The sequence below is a fragment of the Dysgonomonas sp. 520 genome (assembly GCF_010501095.1).
Classification (GTDB): domain Bacteria; phylum Bacteroidota; class Bacteroidia; order Bacteroidales; family Dysgonomonadaceae; genus QVMP01.
On sequence record NZ_QVMP01000023.1, the window covers coordinates 63,993 to 80,533 of the forward strand.

Annotated in this window: 18 protein-coding genes; 9 read left to right on the forward strand and 9 right to left on the reverse strand. The window is 40.2% G+C overall.

Features of this window, described 5'->3' with window-relative positions; all coding sequences use genetic code 11:
- Positions 1–184 precede the first annotated feature (184 nt).
- The 6 genes from pstB to D0T56_RS13150 all read right to left on the reverse strand — a co-directional run bounded on the left by pstB (position 185) and on the right by D0T56_RS13150 (position 6,058).
- The gene (gene pstB, locus D0T56_RS13125) at positions 185–964 is read right to left on the reverse strand and encodes a phosphate ABC transporter ATP-binding protein PstB (RefSeq protein ID WP_255491175.1); all 780 of its coding nucleotides are present in this window, start codon (positions 962–964) and stop codon (positions 185–187) included.
- Positions 965–1,096: 132 nt separating this feature from the next.
- Positions 1,097–1,975: a phosphate ABC transporter permease PstA gene (gene pstA, locus D0T56_RS13130; protein WP_163320617.1), complete on the reverse strand. Its 879-nt coding sequence runs from the start codon at positions 1,973–1,975 to the stop codon at positions 1,097–1,099.
- Positions 1,972–2,820: a phosphate ABC transporter permease subunit PstC gene (gene pstC / locus D0T56_RS13135; protein WP_163320695.1), complete on the reverse strand. Its 849-nt coding sequence runs from the start codon at positions 2,818–2,820 to the stop codon at positions 1,972–1,974. Before pstC ends, pstA begins: the two co-directional genes overlap by 4 nt.
- A complete protein-coding gene (pstS, locus tag D0T56_RS13140) occupies positions 2,810–3,877 on the reverse strand; it encodes a phosphate ABC transporter substrate-binding protein PstS (protein WP_163320618.1) in 1,068 nt (355 codons plus the stop codon). The genes pstC and pstS overlap by 11 nt, the downstream gene beginning before the upstream one ends.
- A 355-nt stretch (positions 3,878–4,232) precedes the next feature.
- Positions 4,233–4,721, reverse strand: a complete 489-nt coding sequence (locus D0T56_RS13145; protein WP_163320619.1) for a septal ring lytic transglycosylase RlpA family protein — start codon at positions 4,719–4,721, stop codon at positions 4,233–4,235.
- A gap of 143 nt (positions 4,722–4,864) precedes the next feature.
- The gene (locus D0T56_RS13150; RefSeq protein WP_163320620.1) at positions 4,865–6,058 is read right to left on the reverse strand and encodes a saccharopine dehydrogenase family protein; all 1,194 of its coding nucleotides are present in this window, start codon (positions 6,056–6,058) and stop codon (positions 4,865–4,867) included.
- A gap of 292 nt (positions 6,059–6,350) precedes the next feature.
- Here D0T56_RS13150 and atpD point away from each other — a divergent pair, with 292 nt between their 5' ends.
- The 9 genes from atpD to D0T56_RS13195 all read left to right on the forward strand — a co-directional run bounded on the left by atpD (position 6,351) and on the right by D0T56_RS13195 (position 13,754).
- A complete protein-coding gene (atpD, locus tag D0T56_RS13155; RefSeq protein WP_163320621.1) occupies positions 6,351–7,871 on the forward strand; it encodes a F0F1 ATP synthase subunit beta in 1,521 nt (506 codons plus the stop codon).
- Entirely contained in the window at positions 7,871–8,122 is a 252-nt protein-coding gene (locus D0T56_RS13160; protein ID WP_163320622.1) for a F0F1 ATP synthase subunit epsilon, read from the forward strand. Before atpD ends, D0T56_RS13160 begins: the two co-directional genes overlap by 1 nt.
- A complete protein-coding gene (locus D0T56_RS13165) occupies positions 8,115–8,534 on the forward strand; it encodes a hypothetical protein (protein WP_163320623.1) in 420 nt (139 codons plus the stop codon). Before D0T56_RS13160 ends, D0T56_RS13165 begins: the two co-directional genes overlap by 8 nt.
- Positions 8,527–9,627, forward strand: a complete 1,101-nt coding sequence (atpB, locus tag D0T56_RS13170; protein ID WP_163320624.1) for a F0F1 ATP synthase subunit A — start codon at positions 8,527–8,529, stop codon at positions 9,625–9,627. Before D0T56_RS13165 ends, atpB begins: the two co-directional genes overlap by 8 nt.
- Positions 9,628–9,765: 138 nt before the next feature.
- Positions 9,766–10,008 (forward strand): ATP synthase F0 subunit C, encoded by a 243-nt coding sequence (gene atpE, locus D0T56_RS13175; RefSeq protein WP_163320625.1) that lies wholly within the window; start codon positions 9,766–9,768, stop codon positions 10,006–10,008.
- 27 nt (positions 10,009–10,035) lie between these two features.
- Positions 10,036–10,533, forward strand: a complete 498-nt coding sequence (gene atpF / locus D0T56_RS13180; protein WP_163320626.1) for a F0F1 ATP synthase subunit B — start codon at positions 10,036–10,038, stop codon at positions 10,531–10,533.
- Between the two features lie 13 nt (positions 10,534–10,546).
- A complete protein-coding gene (locus tag D0T56_RS13185) occupies positions 10,547–11,101 on the forward strand; it encodes a F0F1 ATP synthase subunit delta (protein WP_163320627.1) in 555 nt (184 codons plus the stop codon).
- 86 nt (positions 11,102–11,187) lie between these two features.
- Positions 11,188–12,771: a F0F1 ATP synthase subunit alpha gene (gene atpA / locus D0T56_RS13190; RefSeq protein ID WP_163320628.1), complete on the forward strand. Its 1,584-nt coding sequence runs from the start codon at positions 11,188–11,190 to the stop codon at positions 12,769–12,771.
- 104 nt (positions 12,772–12,875) lie between these two features.
- On the forward strand, positions 12,876–13,754 hold the full coding sequence (locus D0T56_RS13195) for a F0F1 ATP synthase subunit gamma (RefSeq protein ID WP_163320629.1): 879 nt from the start codon (positions 12,876–12,878) through the stop codon (positions 13,752–13,754).
- A gap of 131 nt (positions 13,755–13,885) precedes the next feature.
- On the opposite strand, the gene D0T56_RS13200 is transcribed toward D0T56_RS13195, so the two are convergent.
- The 3 genes from D0T56_RS13200 to D0T56_RS13210 are packed head-to-tail and all read right to left on the reverse strand — an operon-like array spanning position 13,886 to position 16,514.
- Positions 13,886–14,365 carry a methylglyoxal synthase gene (locus D0T56_RS13200; RefSeq protein ID WP_163320630.1) on the reverse strand — a complete coding sequence of 160 codons (480 nt, stop codon included), beginning with the start codon at positions 14,363–14,365 and terminating at the stop codon, positions 13,886–13,888.
- 47 nt (positions 14,366–14,412) lie between these two features.
- Positions 14,413–15,507, reverse strand: coding sequence for a glycine cleavage system aminomethyltransferase GcvT (gene gcvT / locus D0T56_RS13205; RefSeq protein WP_163320631.1), 1,095 nt, complete (start codon positions 15,505–15,507; stop codon positions 14,413–14,415).
- Positions 15,508–15,521: 14 nt separating this feature from the next.
- Positions 15,522–16,514, reverse strand: a complete 993-nt coding sequence (locus tag D0T56_RS13210) for a hypothetical protein (RefSeq protein ID WP_163320632.1) — start codon at positions 16,512–16,514, stop codon at positions 15,522–15,524.
- Positions 16,515–16,541 lie beyond the last annotated feature (27 nt).

A 16,541-nucleotide genomic window follows, 5' to 3' on the forward strand; every position in this document is an offset into this window, starting at 1 on the left:
GTGGGTCGGCAAGAAGCCTTAGTCACAGAAAGCCTTTTTGATTCCTTTTGCGGCTTAGGGCAAAAGGGATGCAAGTAATCTTTGATTACGCGCAGTGTATTATACAAAGTTAAAGAACGTTTTTATTATAGAAAATCCAAATACTGATTGGCATAACTTATAACTCAGGACTTACCACTTTTCATTACCCAAATACGCCCGTTAGATATTCCTCAGTACGTTTATCCTTTGGCTTGGTGAACATTTGCCGGGTTGAATCGTATTCGACCAATTCGCCTAGATACATGAACATAGAATTGTCCGATATACGTGCAGCCTGCGACATATTGTGCGTCACGATAACAATCGTATAATGCTCTTTCAGCTCAAGGATAAGTTCTTCAATGCGATTGGTTGAAATGGGGTCAAGAGCCGAAGTCGGTTCATCCATCAAAAGAACTTCCGGTTTCAAGGCGATGGCACGGGCTATGCAAAGCCGTTGTTGTTGACCTCCGGAAAGAAATGTGCCCTTTTTTGTCATCGAATCTTTTACTTCGTCCCACAAGGCAACGCTTCTCAGGCTTGATTCAACAATTTCGTCCTTTTCCTTTTTTGTTAAAGGTATACCATTCAATTTATATCCTGCAATAACATTGTCATAGATGCTCATAGTAGGGAAAGGGTTTGGCCGTTGAAAAACCATACCCGCCAAGCGTCTCACTTTCATAGGATTCATGTGAAAAATATTTTCGCCCTTCAGCAAGATTTCGCCTGTTGTTTCTATTTCAGGATACAGATCGTGCATACGATTAATTGCACGCAGAAGCGTGCTCTTTCCGCATCCCGATGGTCCCATAATTGCCGTTACCGTATTGGCTTTTATATCGGCATCAACCTTGTCGACAGCATATTTTCCGCGAACGTACGAAACCGAGACATTTTTCAGTTGAAGTAGATAATCTCTTGCCATATTGTTGTTTATCATTGATGTTTATATTTTTATAACCAAAGTCATTTCGACTTTTCATTTGTTTTGTTATCCTGAGAGCATCGAAGGATCTGTTTTTTATAGATGCTTCGTTTCACTCGGCATGACAAATCCTTTAAGAATGAATATCTATTGAATTTTCCATTTCCTTGAAATACTTTTTGCTATAAGGTTAGTTCCTAAAACTATGAGGAGTAGCAGAAGCGATGTTGCCCATATCAAACTCGATAGGTTAGGATCGTTATAAAATTCCCAAATCAAAAGCGGAACGGCGCTCGTTGGTTGGGTTATATCCCAATTGATGGCCGATGCGCCCAATGCCGTAACCAAAAGCGGAGCCGTTTCTCCCATCACCCTCGATACCGCCAACAGAGATCCTGTAAACAATCCTCCGAACGCTGATGGTAAAAGCACGCGTAAAATGACGGTCGTATACGATCCTCCAAGAGCCAGTCCTGCTTCCTTGAGCGATGCCGGCAACATTTTCACGCTTTCTTCTGTCGAACGTATGATCATAGGCAGCATCATTATTGCTAATGCCACACCGCCTGCCAAAGCTGAAAAGCTATACATTGGCTTCACCACCCAGAAATAAACAATAACCCCGATAACAATAGATGGTATTCCTTGCAAAAGGTCTGACAAATTTCTGATTATACTGCTGAATTTTCCTTTAGGTTTTTCGGCAAGATAGATACCTGTCAGTATGCCCACAGGTATTGCCATGATCGTAGCCAGAACAAGCATAAGCAAAGTACCTGTCAACCCATTCAATATACCTCCCGGAATAGCATCACCGCTCATTTTGGCAAACATTGCATCCATTGAGGTAGGTGCAATTTTTGTGAAGAGATCGAGATTGAACTGCTTGTAACCTCTTTTCAGTAATTCCCATATTATCAGAAAAAGGGGAATCATCGTAAGAGCAGAAAACAGGCAAACTATTCCGAAGAATAACTTGTCCTTCGCCTTTCTGTATTCTGTTTTTGTATGTATCTTTTTTGTCATCTGCTTACAAATTTCATAACGTTCTTAGCAACAAAATTAATGGCTGCGGTGATAAGGAACAGTAATAAACCTAATGCCATCAAGGAGCTGAGTTTCAATCCGCTTGCTTCGCCAAACTGATTGGCTATGAGGCTTGCCATCGTGTTTCCTGTGTCGGCAAGAGATTGAGGTATATTATTCGTATTGCCGATAAGCATTGTCACAGCCATTGTTTCTCCCAATGCCCTGCCTAAAGCCAAAATGTAGGATGCGAAAATACCGGACCATGCGGTAGGCAGGCTAACCGACCTTATTACCTCCAGATTTGTTGCTCCCAGACTGTATGCTCCTTCCTTCAATTCGTTAGGAACCATTGATATAAATTCGGTGCTTAAAGAGGAGGCATAGGCTATGATCATTATTGCCAGGACGATGGACGCTAAGAGAACCCCAAATCCCTGGGCATTAACTCCCATATCTATAAGCACGGGCCGTAAAACATAAAATCCCCACAAACCAAAAACAATAGACGGTATGCCTGCCAACAAATCGACAACAGAACTGACCACTGTTGCTATCTTTCTCCCTCTGAAATATTCTCCGTTGAACAGAGCTACCGACAGAGAGAACGGAATACAAAACAAAAGTGCCAGAACCGCCGTCATCAGGGTTCCCGTGATGAAAGGCAAGGCTCCATAAACATCGTTCTGCGAATCCCATTCGCCGGATGAAATGAACCCGAAGAATCCGAACTCGGAAAATGCGCTTATACTCTGGCTTATCAGGGCATAAATCACACCGGCCGTCAACAGAAGGATTAAGCAGGATGCGGATAATAATAATATTTTGAAAATTTTATCTTTCATCATCACCTATTTTAATTGCCGAAACAGGTCTTCCGTCGAACGTTATGGAGTTGATATTTACTTTTGTTTTTTCTATCGCTACCTTAGACAACGGTGCGTAATGTGTTTTAGCTGCAACTTCCTGTGCCTTATCGCTTATAATATAGTTGAGCAAATCGACCAGAACTTTTGCTTTTGCTTCCGAACGGTTGTTATATCCTTGTTCTTTATACACTATAATCCAGGTGAATGTGCTTATCGGGTAAGCATCCGGATTGGATGAGTTTGTTATCATAATGCGTGTATCGTTCGGCATGTCAATATTAGCGGCAGCAGAAATGCTGTTCGAATTAGCTTCTATAAAATTGCCTGAACTGTTCTGCACTAAAGCTGTCGGCATATTCACAGCCAGAGCAAATTCCGACCCCAGATAACCTATCGAGCCTTTAGTCTCGGCAACCAAGCCTGCTACGCCGGGGTTTCCTTTTCCTGATATACCTACTCCTGCGGGGAATTTCAAAGATTTTCCTGTTCCGACTGAATTTTTCCAGTTTTCATCCGCTTTACTCATATAATCGGAGAAAACATAGGTTGTTCCGCTACCATCCGAACGATAGACAGGTATAATCTTCAGGTCAGGTAAATTTACATCAGGATTTAAAGCCTTAATTTTCTCATCGTTCCATTGGGTAATTACGCCTCTATATATATCGGAAACAACAGCTGCAGTTAATCTTAGGTCTTTTATACCATCCAAATTGTATGATAAAACAACTGCTCCTAAAGCTGTGGGAACGTGAATTATATCGCTGCCCATTTCTTTCAATTCGTCATCAGATAAGAACACGTCGGTTGCGCCGAAATCAACCGTTTTATCTTTCAGGTTACGAACACCTCCGCCACTACCAACTCCATTATAGTTAACGTCGTTACTTGTTGCTAGAGTAAAATCTTTAAATATGATTTTATAATATGGCTGAGGAAATGTTGCTCCCGAACCGGATAGCTTATTGTCAGTATTGAAACCGCATGCCGAAAGAGAGAGTATTGCTATTGCAAAAAATAATATCTTTTTCATAATCTTTTTCATAATCTTTTTTTAGTCTATTTTTAGTCTATTTTTTCTGATACAATATTATTCTACAATTGTAACATCCATACTAAGCAATTGTTACGAAATTGCGAAGATTTATATAGGCTAATAAAGTTTATACTACGAAGTCATCTAGACTTTTTAAATTATACTTAATTTTTGAGTTTTTGTCATGTTGAACGTAGTGAAACATCTAAAAAACAGATCCTTCGATACTCTCAGGATGACAAAATTGAATAAAACGAAAAAGTCTAGACGGTTTCTACAATAATCTTTTATAAAACGAAAAAGTGCCATCCCTTTGCAGAAACAGCACTTAATCTCTCACTTGTTCATTAAATCAATTCATTACTAAATCTTCTTTAGCAAGAGTCGATAAATCAAATAAATTTCGTCTATCTAGCAAAGACAATTCTTCGTTCAACAGATAAATATTGAGTAAGTAATCTTCATCCAATGGTTCAAAGCGTCTGGGTTTATACTCCCTGATTTCGACTGTCGTTACCCCCGACTGTATAAAATCGAGTTTGCGGGCTGCTGCCGGAGATAAATCTATTATCCTCTTTTTTGCAAAAGGGCCTCTATCAATCACTCTTACCACCACTGATTTATCGTTACTTGGATTGTAAACTTCCAATAGTGTTCCGAAAGGAAGTGTGCGGTGTGCGCAAACTAAACTGTCTTGATTATAAATTTCTCCACTTGCAGATTTTCTTTTGTGGAACTTTTTAGCGTAGAACGATGCTTTACCTTTCTGTTCAAACTGTGCTTTTGATTCGGCTACTCCTAAAAATGAGAAGATCAGAGCCAAAAGAATGAGTTTCTTCATACTTTGATTTCGCTTGATGATGCGCAAAGATAATCACGATAATGCAAAAAACGAGCAAATTCATCTGAATTCTCTCGTTTTTTATATTTATTTCGTTCTTTTTTATATTTTCAAAAAAGAACATTTAATTATAAATCAATACATTACATTTCCAAATCCACATCAAACAATTCGTGCCAGGGCAAACCTTGCTTATTCAATTGTTCCATGAACGGATCGGGATTAAATTCTTCAACATTGAACACTCCCGGCTGTCTCCACAATCCTTTAAAGAACATCATTGCCCCGATTGTTGCAGGAACTCCCGTTGTATAGCTTACTCCCTGCGCACCTGTTTCTTTATAAGCCGCTTCATGCGAACAGTTATTATATATATAATAGGTACGTTCTTTTCCGTCTTTAAGACCTTTGATACGGCAACCGATAGACGTTTCGCCTACATAGTTTTCTCCCAGTTCGCCCGGATCGGGCAGGACTGCTTTCAAAAACTGGATAGGAACAATTTCCACACCATTGTATATAATAGGGTCGATACGAGCCATGCCTATATTCTGAATCACACGTAAATGAGTCAAATACTCTTGTCCGAATGTCATCCAGAAACGTGCCCGTTGCAACGAAGGGAAATTCTTCACAAGAGACTCTAACTCCTCGTGGTAAATAACATACGATTCCTTTGCTCCAATATTAGGATAATTCAAAGGTTTGTGAATTTCGTGCGGCTCGGTTTCCACCCATTTGCCATTTTCCCAATACTTGCCTTTCTGAGTTACCTCACGTATATTTATCTCAGGATTAAAGTTAGTTGCAAAAGCCTTGCCATGATCTCCGGCGTTACAGTCTACAATATCAAGCGTTTGCAGTTCATCAAAATGATGTTTCGCTGCATACGCAGTGAATACACTTGTCACCCCCGGATCAAATCCACAACCAAGAATAGCTGTCAGTCCGGCCTCTTTAAATTTGTCCTGATATGCCCACTGCCATTTATATTCAAATTTAGCTTCATCTTTAGGTTCATAATTGGCCGTATCCAGATAGTTGACCCTGCAAGCAAGACAAGCATCCATGATTGTCAAATCCTGATACGGAAGGGCGACATTTATAACTAATTCAGGCTTATAAGAATTAAACAATGCTATCAAATCCTCTACATTATCGGCATCCACCTGAGCTGTTTTTATAATGTCCTTCCCAATCTTTTCCGCAATAGCATCACACTTCGATTTGGTGCGGCTTGCAAGCATGATTTCCGTAAAGACATCTCTATTCTGAGCTACTTTGTGTGCGACAACAGTGCCTACCCCACCCGCTCCAATTATTAAAACTTTTCCCATATTTCTGAATAAAATCCTTCTAGTGTTAATTAATATTATAAAACCAATTTATATGGCTTAAATTTTTACAAAAATAAAATTTAAAAATGAATTAATCCCTATATTTGCTTCAACAAATCAGATTTGATTATGTTTTCTAACATAAGATCAAGTGTTACACTACAATTCAAAAATAGTAAGTTTGCGAACACTTTTTTTTATAGAATAACAATATTGTTGCATAGACAACAAACACTCATCTGACGATTGTTAATCAGGGTATAAAAATAAACAAAAATATAAAGTAATAATTATGTCGCAATTAGTAGGTCATATATCTCAAATTATTGGTCCTGTGGTGGACGTATATTTTGAGAAAAAAGATGCAACTTTCAGCCTTCCAAAAATTCATGAAGCTCTACATGTAAAAAAATCAGACGGCAAAGTTTTAATTGTTGAAGTACAGCAGCACATTGGCGAAAACACGGTGCGTTCTGTGGCAATGGACAGTACAGACGGATTACGCAGAGGTCTGGATGTTGTTGCGATGGGAACCCCGATAACAATGCCAACAGGCGATCAGGTTAAAGGACGCCTGATGAACGTTGTGGGTGAAGCTATTGACGGTATGAATCAATTAACATCGGTTGATGCTTTACCAATACATCGCGAACCTCCTAAGTTTGAAGACTTGGTGACAACGCGTGAAGTTTTATTCACCGGCATCAAGGTTATCGACTTGCTTGCACCTTATCTTAAAGGTGGTAAAGTAGGATTGTTCGGAGGAGCCGGGGTAGGAAAAACCGTACTGATTCTGGAATTGATCAACAACATGGCTAAAAAGCATGACGGTTACTCGGTTTTTGCCGGAGTTGGTGAACGTACCCGAGAAGGAAACGATTTGCTTCGCGAAATGATCGAAGCCAACGTTATACGTTATGGTGATGAGTTCAAAAAGAGCATGGAAGAAGGGCATTGGGACCTATCGAAAGTGGATAATAAAGAATTGGAAAAATCGCAGTTATCCCTTGTTTTCGGACAGATGAATGAACCTCCCGGAGCACGTTCTTCTGTTGCTTTGTCAGGACTGACAATAGCCGAATCGTTCCGTGATGCAAAAGACGGAGGTGCAAAAGATATATTATTCTTTATCGACAATATATTCCGTTTCACTCAGGCTGGATCTGAGGTATCGGCTCTTCTTGGGCGTATGCCTTCGGCCGTAGGTTACCAACCTACTCTTGCAACTGAAATGGGTACTATGCAGGAGCGTATCACGTCTACAAAGAACGGCTCTATCACATCCGTTCAGGCAGTATATGTACCTGCCGATGACTTGACCGACCCTGCTCCCGCAACGACTTTCTCCCACTTGGATGCTACGACCGTATTGAGCCGTAAGATCACGGAATTGGGTATTTATCCTGCGGTTGACCCATTGGAGTCTACATCTCGTAGTTTGGACCCGAACGTAGTAGGTCAGGAACACTACGACGTTGCTCAACGGGTAAAACAAATATTGCAACGAAACAAGGAACTTCAAGATATCATTTCCATCTTAGGTATGGAAGAACTTTCGGACGAAGACCGTTTGACAGTGAACAGGGCTAGGCGTGTACAACGTTTCTTGTCGCAACCGTTCAACGTGGCAACGCAGTTTACCGGTATACCGGGAGTTATGGTAAATATTGAAGATACTATAAAAGGATTCAAAATGATTCTTGACGGCGAAGTGGACTACTTGCCCGAACAAGCATTCTTGAATGTCGGAACAATTGAAGATGCCATAGAAAAAGGTAATAAATTGAAAGAACAAGCATCGAAAGGAGCATAATGAAAGAATTGGAACTAAAACTAATTTCGGCCGAAAAATCGCTGTTTGAAGGAAAGGTTGCGTACGTGATGCTTCCCGGAACAGAGGGTAACTTTAGCATACATCCCAACCATGCGCCTCTTATTTCATCCTTGAAAGCGGGTGAAATTGAGTACGGAACATCGGAAAATGCAGATGATGTGAAAAAAGTTTCTGTTAACAGTGGTTTTGTTGAAATTCTGAAAAATGTAGTAACAGTTTGCATTGAATAAAATGGATTTGACCAAATCGAGGCTAATTGTTTCTATTATTGCATTGGGACTGATTATCGGTGCGTGTATTGGCGGAGTATTATATTTTGTTCTGCCAACATTCAGCCAAAATTGGTTTGTTGCAATACTGTTGTTTTTCACTGTTGAAGAATCTTTATTACTGTCTCTTGTTCACAACTTCAGTAAGAAAAAAGATAAGAAGCAACTGATAAACATCTACATGTTGACAAAAGTGATCAAGTTATTTACTGCTTTAGGATTTATCCTGATCTATATGTTGACCGACAAAACCGATATGAAAAGTTTTGTAGCCGTTTTCATTTCATTTGCCTTATTGTTTCTGGCAGCCGAAACATTCTTATTTTATAAGATTGAAAAGCAATTAAGTAAAAAAATAGAAAGTGATGAATAATCGTTTCAAATACATAATAACACTGTTTATCTTCTTGTTCATTGCAGGCGGCATATTCCAGCCGGTAAAAGCCGCAGATCATGGAAATGAAGGAGAAGACCTGAACGTTAAGGAGTTGATACTCGACCACCTTGGCGATGCCTATGAATGGCATATAACCACATGGAAAGACAGCCATATTTCTATTCCTTTGCCTGTAATATTATACAGCGAAAGCAGTGGATTTCAAATGTTCAGTTCCTCGAAATTTCATCATGGAGCGGAATCACATAACGGTTTCTACATAGCTAAAGATGGTGATTATAAAGGTAAGATTGTAGAAAAAAATGCTGCCGGCGAAGAGGTGCGTCCGTGGGATTTTTCCATAACAAAAAATGCCGCAGCTTTAATCATTGCCAGTATATTACTTATCATCATCATCCTAAGTGTGGCTCGCTGGTATAAAAAGAACAGCAAGGCGGATGACCCGAAAGTACCGAAAGGCTTTGTTGGTTTCATGGAATTGTTTATCATGAACGTAAACGACGACATCATTAAACCATGCGTGGGTAAGAATTATAGAAAGTTTGCGCCATACCTGTTGACTGCATTCTTTTTCATATTCATCAACAACTTGTTAGGGTTGATTCCTCTATTCCCCGGAGGGGCGAATGTTACAGGTAATATAGCAATTACATTAGTTTTAGCGGTGTTTACATTGGTGATAGTCAATGTATTCGGAACTAAAGAATATTACAAAGAAATATTCTGGCCCGAAGTTCCTACATGGTTGAAAGTACCTATACCAATTATGCCTGCTATTGAACTTGTAGGTGTATTTACAAAACCATTTGCATTGATGATTCGTCTTTTTGCCAACATTTTGGCAGGGCACTCAATTGTATTAGGGTTGGTTTGTTTGATATTCGTGACTGTAAAACTGGGTACAGCAATCAATCTGTCTATGACGGGCGTATCGGTATTGTTGACAATATTCATCGACTTTGTAGAAATACTTGTTGCTTACATTCAGGCGTATGTGTTCACCATGCTTTCGGCTGTGTTTATCGGTTTGGCGCAAGTGGAACCACATCATGCTAAAAGTCATGAGTGAAAAGAGAAGAAGTGAGATATATTGACAAAAAGATCCTTCGTTTCACTCAGGATGACAAAAAGAAAAACTTGGGACTCAGAACTTAAAACTCAGAACTTAAAAAATATATATAATTAAACAATTAAAAATAAAAAGATTATGTTACTAGCAATTTTATTACAAGCAGCTGCAAGTTTAACAGGATTCGGTGCAGCTTTAGGTGCAGGTTTAGCAGCTATTGGAGCAGGTATTGGTATTGGTAAAATCGGAGCTTCGGCAATGGAAGGTATCGCACGCCAACCAGAAGCAAGTGGAGATATTCGTATGTCGATGATTATTGCGGCAGCTCTTATCGAAGGTGTGGCTCTGTTTGCTGTTGTAGTTTGTGGATTTATTCTTTAAGAATAAAGAAAATTAAAATAAAAGAATATGCTTTTACAACCTGATTTCGGTCTTTTATTTTGGATGCTTCTCTCGTTTGGGGTCGTCTTTGCCATCTTGGCTAAATTCGGCTTCCCAATCATCACGAAGATGGTCGATGAGCGCAACGCCTATATCGAAAAATCTTTAGATGCAGCCAAAGAAGCTAACAAACAATTGGCCAACATAAAAGAAGAGTGCGAAGCCTTACTGACTTCGGCTCGAAACGAGCAGGTGAAAATCTTAAATGATGCAGAAAGTACCAGAAACCGCATCGTGAACGAAGCAAAAGATCAGGCCAGAGCCGAAGGGCTGAAAGAGTTGGAAGAAGTTAGAAAGCAAATAAAACTGGAAAAAGAAGACGCAATAAAAGACATACGTCGTCAGGTTGCAGATCTTTCGGTTGATATTGCAGAAAAGGTTCTTCGTGACAATTTGAGCACAAGTAAAGAGCAAATGGCTATGATCGACCGCTTGGTGGACGAAGCAATGGTTTCAAAATCTTAATATATTACTCATTATGAATTCAGGACTTATATCTACACGATACGCACGAGCCTTATTCGAATATGCTTCGGATAAGCGGATGGAAGATACAGTTTTCAACGAGATGAAACGGCTTTATGCTGCTTTCGATGGTGAAAACAATCTTCGTACTATCCTGGATAATCCTGTATTGCTTAATTCCGACAAGTTTGAATTAATAAAAACTGCCGCCGGAGGTAAAGTGAGCGATATATTCGAAAGATTCATCGATCTGGTACTACATCAGAGAAGAGAGTTTCAACTGCAATCTATTTGTTTGGTATACATGGATTTATACCGTGATCATAAAAATATAAGTGTTGGAAGGCTGGTCACTGCCAGTGCCATTGATAAAACAACGGAAGACAAAATCAAGAGACTTGTGAATACAAAACAAGGTGGAACTCTCGAATTTGAAACTCTAGTTGACCCTAAAATTGATGGCGGCTTTATCCTATACATCGACACTTATCGTCTGGATGCCAGTGTTGCTACACAATTGAAAAAAATAAAAGAGCAATTGCTCCGAAAAAATAAAAGTATTGTGTAATTCAGCATGGCATAAAACATGCAGTTTGAAAAAAACATTAAGCAATATAGATAGGTCTGCGACCTTACTTAATTACAAAGAATAATATGTCTGAAAATATAAAACCCAGTGAAGTTTCTGATGTTCTGAAAATGCAATTGGACGGGATAAACAACCGTGTTCAATTCGACGAAATCGGGGTAGTGCTTTCTGTCGGTGACAGTGTGGCTCGCATCTACGGTTTGAGGAATGCAGAATCGAACGAATTGCTGGAATTCGACAATGGTTTGAAAGCCGTTGCCATGAACCTTGAAGAAGACAATATCGGAGCCGTTCTGCTAGGGCCTACCAGCATGGTAAAGGAAGGAGACACTGTAAAACGTACGGGCTTGATTGCTTCTATTAACGTGGGCGAAGGTCTTTTGGGGCGTGTTATCACCCCTCTGGGCGAACCTATTGACGGCAAAGGCGACATTCAGGGAGAATTGATAGAAATGCCTCTTGAGCGCAAAGCTCCGGGAGTTATCTTTCGTCAACCCGTAACACAGCCTCTACAAACAGGTTTGAAAGCGATTGACGCCATGATACCTATTGGTAGAGGGCAACGTGAGTTGATTATCGGTGACCGTCAAACAGGAAAAACTGCAATCGCCATAGATACCATAATCAGCCAGAAGGCCAATTATGACGCCGGCGATCCTGTATATTGTATCTACGTGGCAATTGGACAGAAAGCATCTTCTGTTGCCAATATTGTGGAAACATTACGTGAAAAAGGCGCTCTTGACTATACGGTCATAGTATCTGCCACTGCTGCCGAACCTGCTGCATTGCAGTATTTCGGGGCTTTTGCAGGTGCTGCTATCGGCGAGTATTTCCGTGATACAGGACGACATGCTTTGGTTGTTTATGACGATTTGTCGAAACAGGCTGTTGCGTACCGTGAAGTTTCCCTGATTCTGAAACGCCCTCCCGGACGTGAAGCATATCCCGGAGATATATTCTATTTGCACTCACGCCTTTTGGAAAGAGCAGCAAAAATCATTGAACAACAAGAAGTTGCAGAACAGATGAACGACCTACCTGATTCGCTTAAAGGCAGAATTAAGGGTGGAGGTTCTTTGACAGCTTTGCCCATCATTGAAACTCAGGCGGGAGACGTTTCGGCATACATCCCCACCAATGTGATTTCCATTACAGACGGTCAGATATTCCTCGACTTGGACTTGTTCAACTCGGGTAATCGTCCGGCTATTGATGTGGGTATCTCTGTATCTCGTGTGGGTGGTAGTGCACAAACAAAAGCGATGAAGAAAGTTGCCGGAACATTGAAGATCGACCAGGCACAGTTCCGTGAGTTGGAAGCATTTACAAAGTTCGGTGGAGACATGGACCCTGTAACTGCCTTGACAATTGACAAAGGACAAAAGAACGCTGAGTTGCTGATACAGCCTCAATATTCACCAATGCCCGTTGAAAAGCAAGTTGCAATCTTATATTGTGGAACGCATGGTTTATTGAAATCTGTTCCTATCGACAAGGTTCGTGAATTTGAAAGTGAATTTTTGCGTGTATTGGAAATGCAGCATCAGAAAGACGTGCTGGACGTTCTGAAATCGGGAGTTATTAATGATGAGGTAACGGCAACAATTGAGAAAGTTGCGGAAAGTGTTGCCAGTCTGTACAAATAAGGCCTCAGGCCTTTTTGTTGCTTTGCAAGTAGAAAAAGCACAGCGTATTACGACTTGAAATATATCATCAAATTTTATCAATTACTTAATAAAGGAGTTAAAATATGGCATCTTTGAAGGCAATAAAAGACAGGATTGCATCGGTAAATAGTACGATGAAAATAACATCGGCTATGAAGATGATTGCGTCGGCTAAGTTGCGTAAGGCACAAACCGCAATTACTTCATTTTTGCCTTATTCTGTCAAATTGAACCAGATTTTAACAGGACTCCTTGCCGCAGACAACGACTTCGATTCTGAATACTCGAAAGTACGTGAGGTGAAGAAGGTAGCAATAGTTGCATTTTCGTCCAACTCGTCTCTTTGTGGAAGTTATAATGCCAATATAATTAAAGAGTTTGCGGCCGTATATTCCGAATATAAGAGTCTTGGTAAAGACAATATTCTGGTTTATCCCATAGGCAAGAAAATAGCGACATATGTTCAGAAGCAAAATATTCAGGCTCAAGGGAATTATGAAGAAATGGCTGACAAGCCTCTTTTTCAACCGGTATTAGATTTATCTAAAGAATTGGTACAAAAATTTCTGGATCAGGAAGTAGACAAAATCATTCTTGTTTATACACATTTCAAATCGGCCGGCTCGCAAGAGTTGACAAGGTCTGTTTATCTGCCTATCGATTTGAGTGCAACACAGGAAGATTCTACAAACACTATCCTGCCGGATTATATTCTTGAACCATCTAAAGATGAACTTTTGTCACAGTTAATCCCGAAAGTGTTAGCTTCCAATCTGTTCTCTGCCCTACTCGACTCCCAGGCATCGGAACATGCTGCTCGTAGTATGGCGATGCAAATTGCAACTGACAATGCTCAGGAGCTGGTTCACGAACTTAAAATTGAGTATAACAAGAGCAGGCAAGCTGCAATTACGAATCAATTGCTGGATATTATCGGCGGAGCTTCTGCCTTGGAACAATAAAGGAAAAAAGAAATTCTCTTTTAAATACAAAGCTCTGCCACTTTAAAAGTGACAGAGCTTTACTATTATTGATAAAGAGAGTATGGAGTATACTCAAAATAATTAACTTCTTTGAAATAAAAAGAGTTTTTTCAAACCTCTCCTCTATCTATCATTTTTTCGAAATTATCTCTGTCGAATGGAATATAACGAGGCTGGGTTGGCACATAAGCGTCTTGATCCCACAAGCTACTCGTAATCATCAGATCGGCTGTATATCGATTGCAGGCAATAGGAACATTATGCACACGACATTGCCGAAGCAACATCATAATGTCGGCTTCGTGTGGCTGTGCATTAAGGTCGTCGATAAGAAACACGGCCATATTGACCTCTTTCCGAACCACCATCGCCGCAATTTCGGCATCCCCACCCAGAGGTCCCGAATGCATGCACGTTATTTCCGCTTCAATGCCTTTCTTGTCAAAGGCTTCTCTTATCAAATGCCCTGTTGTTCCGGTGCAGACCAAGTGGTGCTGAGCTAGAAAATCAGAATTGTAGTAACACCATTCAACCATATCGGCTTTTCGCTGATCGTGTGCAACAAGAGCAATTGTTAATCTTTTTTTCATCTTTACTTTTATGTTTATGTTAACCTAAAAACAATTCGCTTTATTTATTAAACCTGAGATTTTCTGAAAGGCAATTTCACTACTTCTGCTTTCAGCTTTCGATCCCTTATTTTAATATATACAGTGGTTTCCGGTTTTGCGAAACCCGTTTTCACATAGCCTAAACCTATGCCTATTTTCATGGTTGGAGACATCGTTCCGGAAGTGACATTGCCTATCACATTACCATCCTCATCCAGAATTTCATATCCATGACGAGGAATACCTTTGTCTATCATCTTGAAAGCGCAAAGTTTACGGCTGACACCCTCTTCTTTCTGTTTTTCAAGAACTTTTCGTCCGACAAAATCATTCCCGTCCACAAATTTCGTAATCCATCCCAATCCGGCTTCAAGCGGAGTTGTTGTATCATCCAGATCGTTTCCATATAGATTGAATCCCATTTCCAAGCGAAGCGTATCACGTGCCCCCAGCCCTATTGGTTTGATTCCGAATTCTTTTCCCGCCTCCATTATCGCATACCACAACTTAAGTCCATGCTCGGCATAAAAATATATTTCAAAACCACCTGCTCCCGTATAACCTGTGTTTGAAATGATTACATCGTCAATATCGGAAAAATAAGCCACAGCAAACGAATAATACGGAATCTTTGTCAAATCTACCTTTGTCAATTTCTGAAGGGTGGCCAAAGCCTTAGGCCCTTGAACGGCCAATAATCCCAATCTGTCGGAAGCATTGTCGATCGTAACCCGCAAATCGTTGTTTTGCTCAAACCATTTGATGTCTTTCTCTATGTTCGAAGCATTCACCACAAGCATGTATTTTTCGGCTTCGTAGTGATAAACCAACAAATCGTCGATTATTCCACCATTCGGATTAGTCAGGCAAGTATACTGAACTTTGCCGATAGGTAGTGTGGATACATCGTTTGAAGTTATTTTCTGTACAAACTTTTCTGCATTCGGACCTTTAATCCAGACCTCACCCATGTGAGAAACGTCAAAAACTCCAACTGCATCGCATACGGTTTGATGCTCGTCAATGATACCGGAATATTCGACAGGCATGTTGTAGCCTGCAAATTCATGCATCTTTGCACCCAGTGCAATATGTACATCTGTAAATGGTGTGGTTTTCATAATTCATTGTTTTATTATTTCCCTGCCCTTTCCGCAAAGTGGTTATATATACCGATCAAGTTGTTATATTCCTGGCTCAACATTCTGAAATCCGAGTCAAGCCTATCATAATCAGGACGCTCTACGGCGAAACCGTCCAGAATTTTTGCATAATATTTTGTACATTCTGCAGCTTTAGAATAGAAATATTTATAATCGTCTATACGTGTCAGAGCCGAAGTATTACGACCCTTAAGGTCTTCATTCTTTTTTAGAGAAGCATTCGTAGCATCCAACCCCGACTTTAAGGCTGGCAGCACGGTTTTGTCTATCTGGAAACTATCGTCAACAGAATCATATAATTCTGTAACAATATCTTTCATCAAACCCAGATCGTTTTTCATCGGGATGATAAATGGAGCCACTTTGCTTTTTTTCAGAAATATATTTTCTTTCTCGCTTCCTACGGCCGATGCGCATCTGGCGGCTATCCGCCACATTTTCCTGCTGTCGGACAAATAATATTCAACACTGTCTCTTATTGTTGGATATTGGGCAAAATTGTCTTGCGTAAACTGGGTTTCTTTAAAATACTTACCCATTTTGTCGCTCCATTCGTCCAACTTAGCCACACTTGCCCGGGCGTTTTTTACTGCTTGCACAATTTCCGCTTTTTCAGGAAAAGCAGGCGCTTTTTTCTCCGCCTCCTCATACTGTGCTATATATCCTGCCGGAACCGGATACTTGGTTTGCGTGAATGAAACGGGGAAACGTGGGTCATAATTTCGTTTATATCTTTCCAAAGCCGCATCCCCGGCCTTCAAAACGCTCCTGTAATCCTTCAATCTATCAAATTGCCTGTTATTCAATTCTATAACAGCATTTGTGTATTCAATAATTTTTGAAGCCTGAGCTTCCGTTGTACTAGCTCCTGTTACGCTTCCTTTTCTGTTGCCCTTTTGGGCTGATAATGAAAATGTTAAAGCAACTAACAAGCCAAACGTGAGTAGTTTTCTGTAATAGTTCATAGTATTTTAGTTTGCATTTTGGTAGTT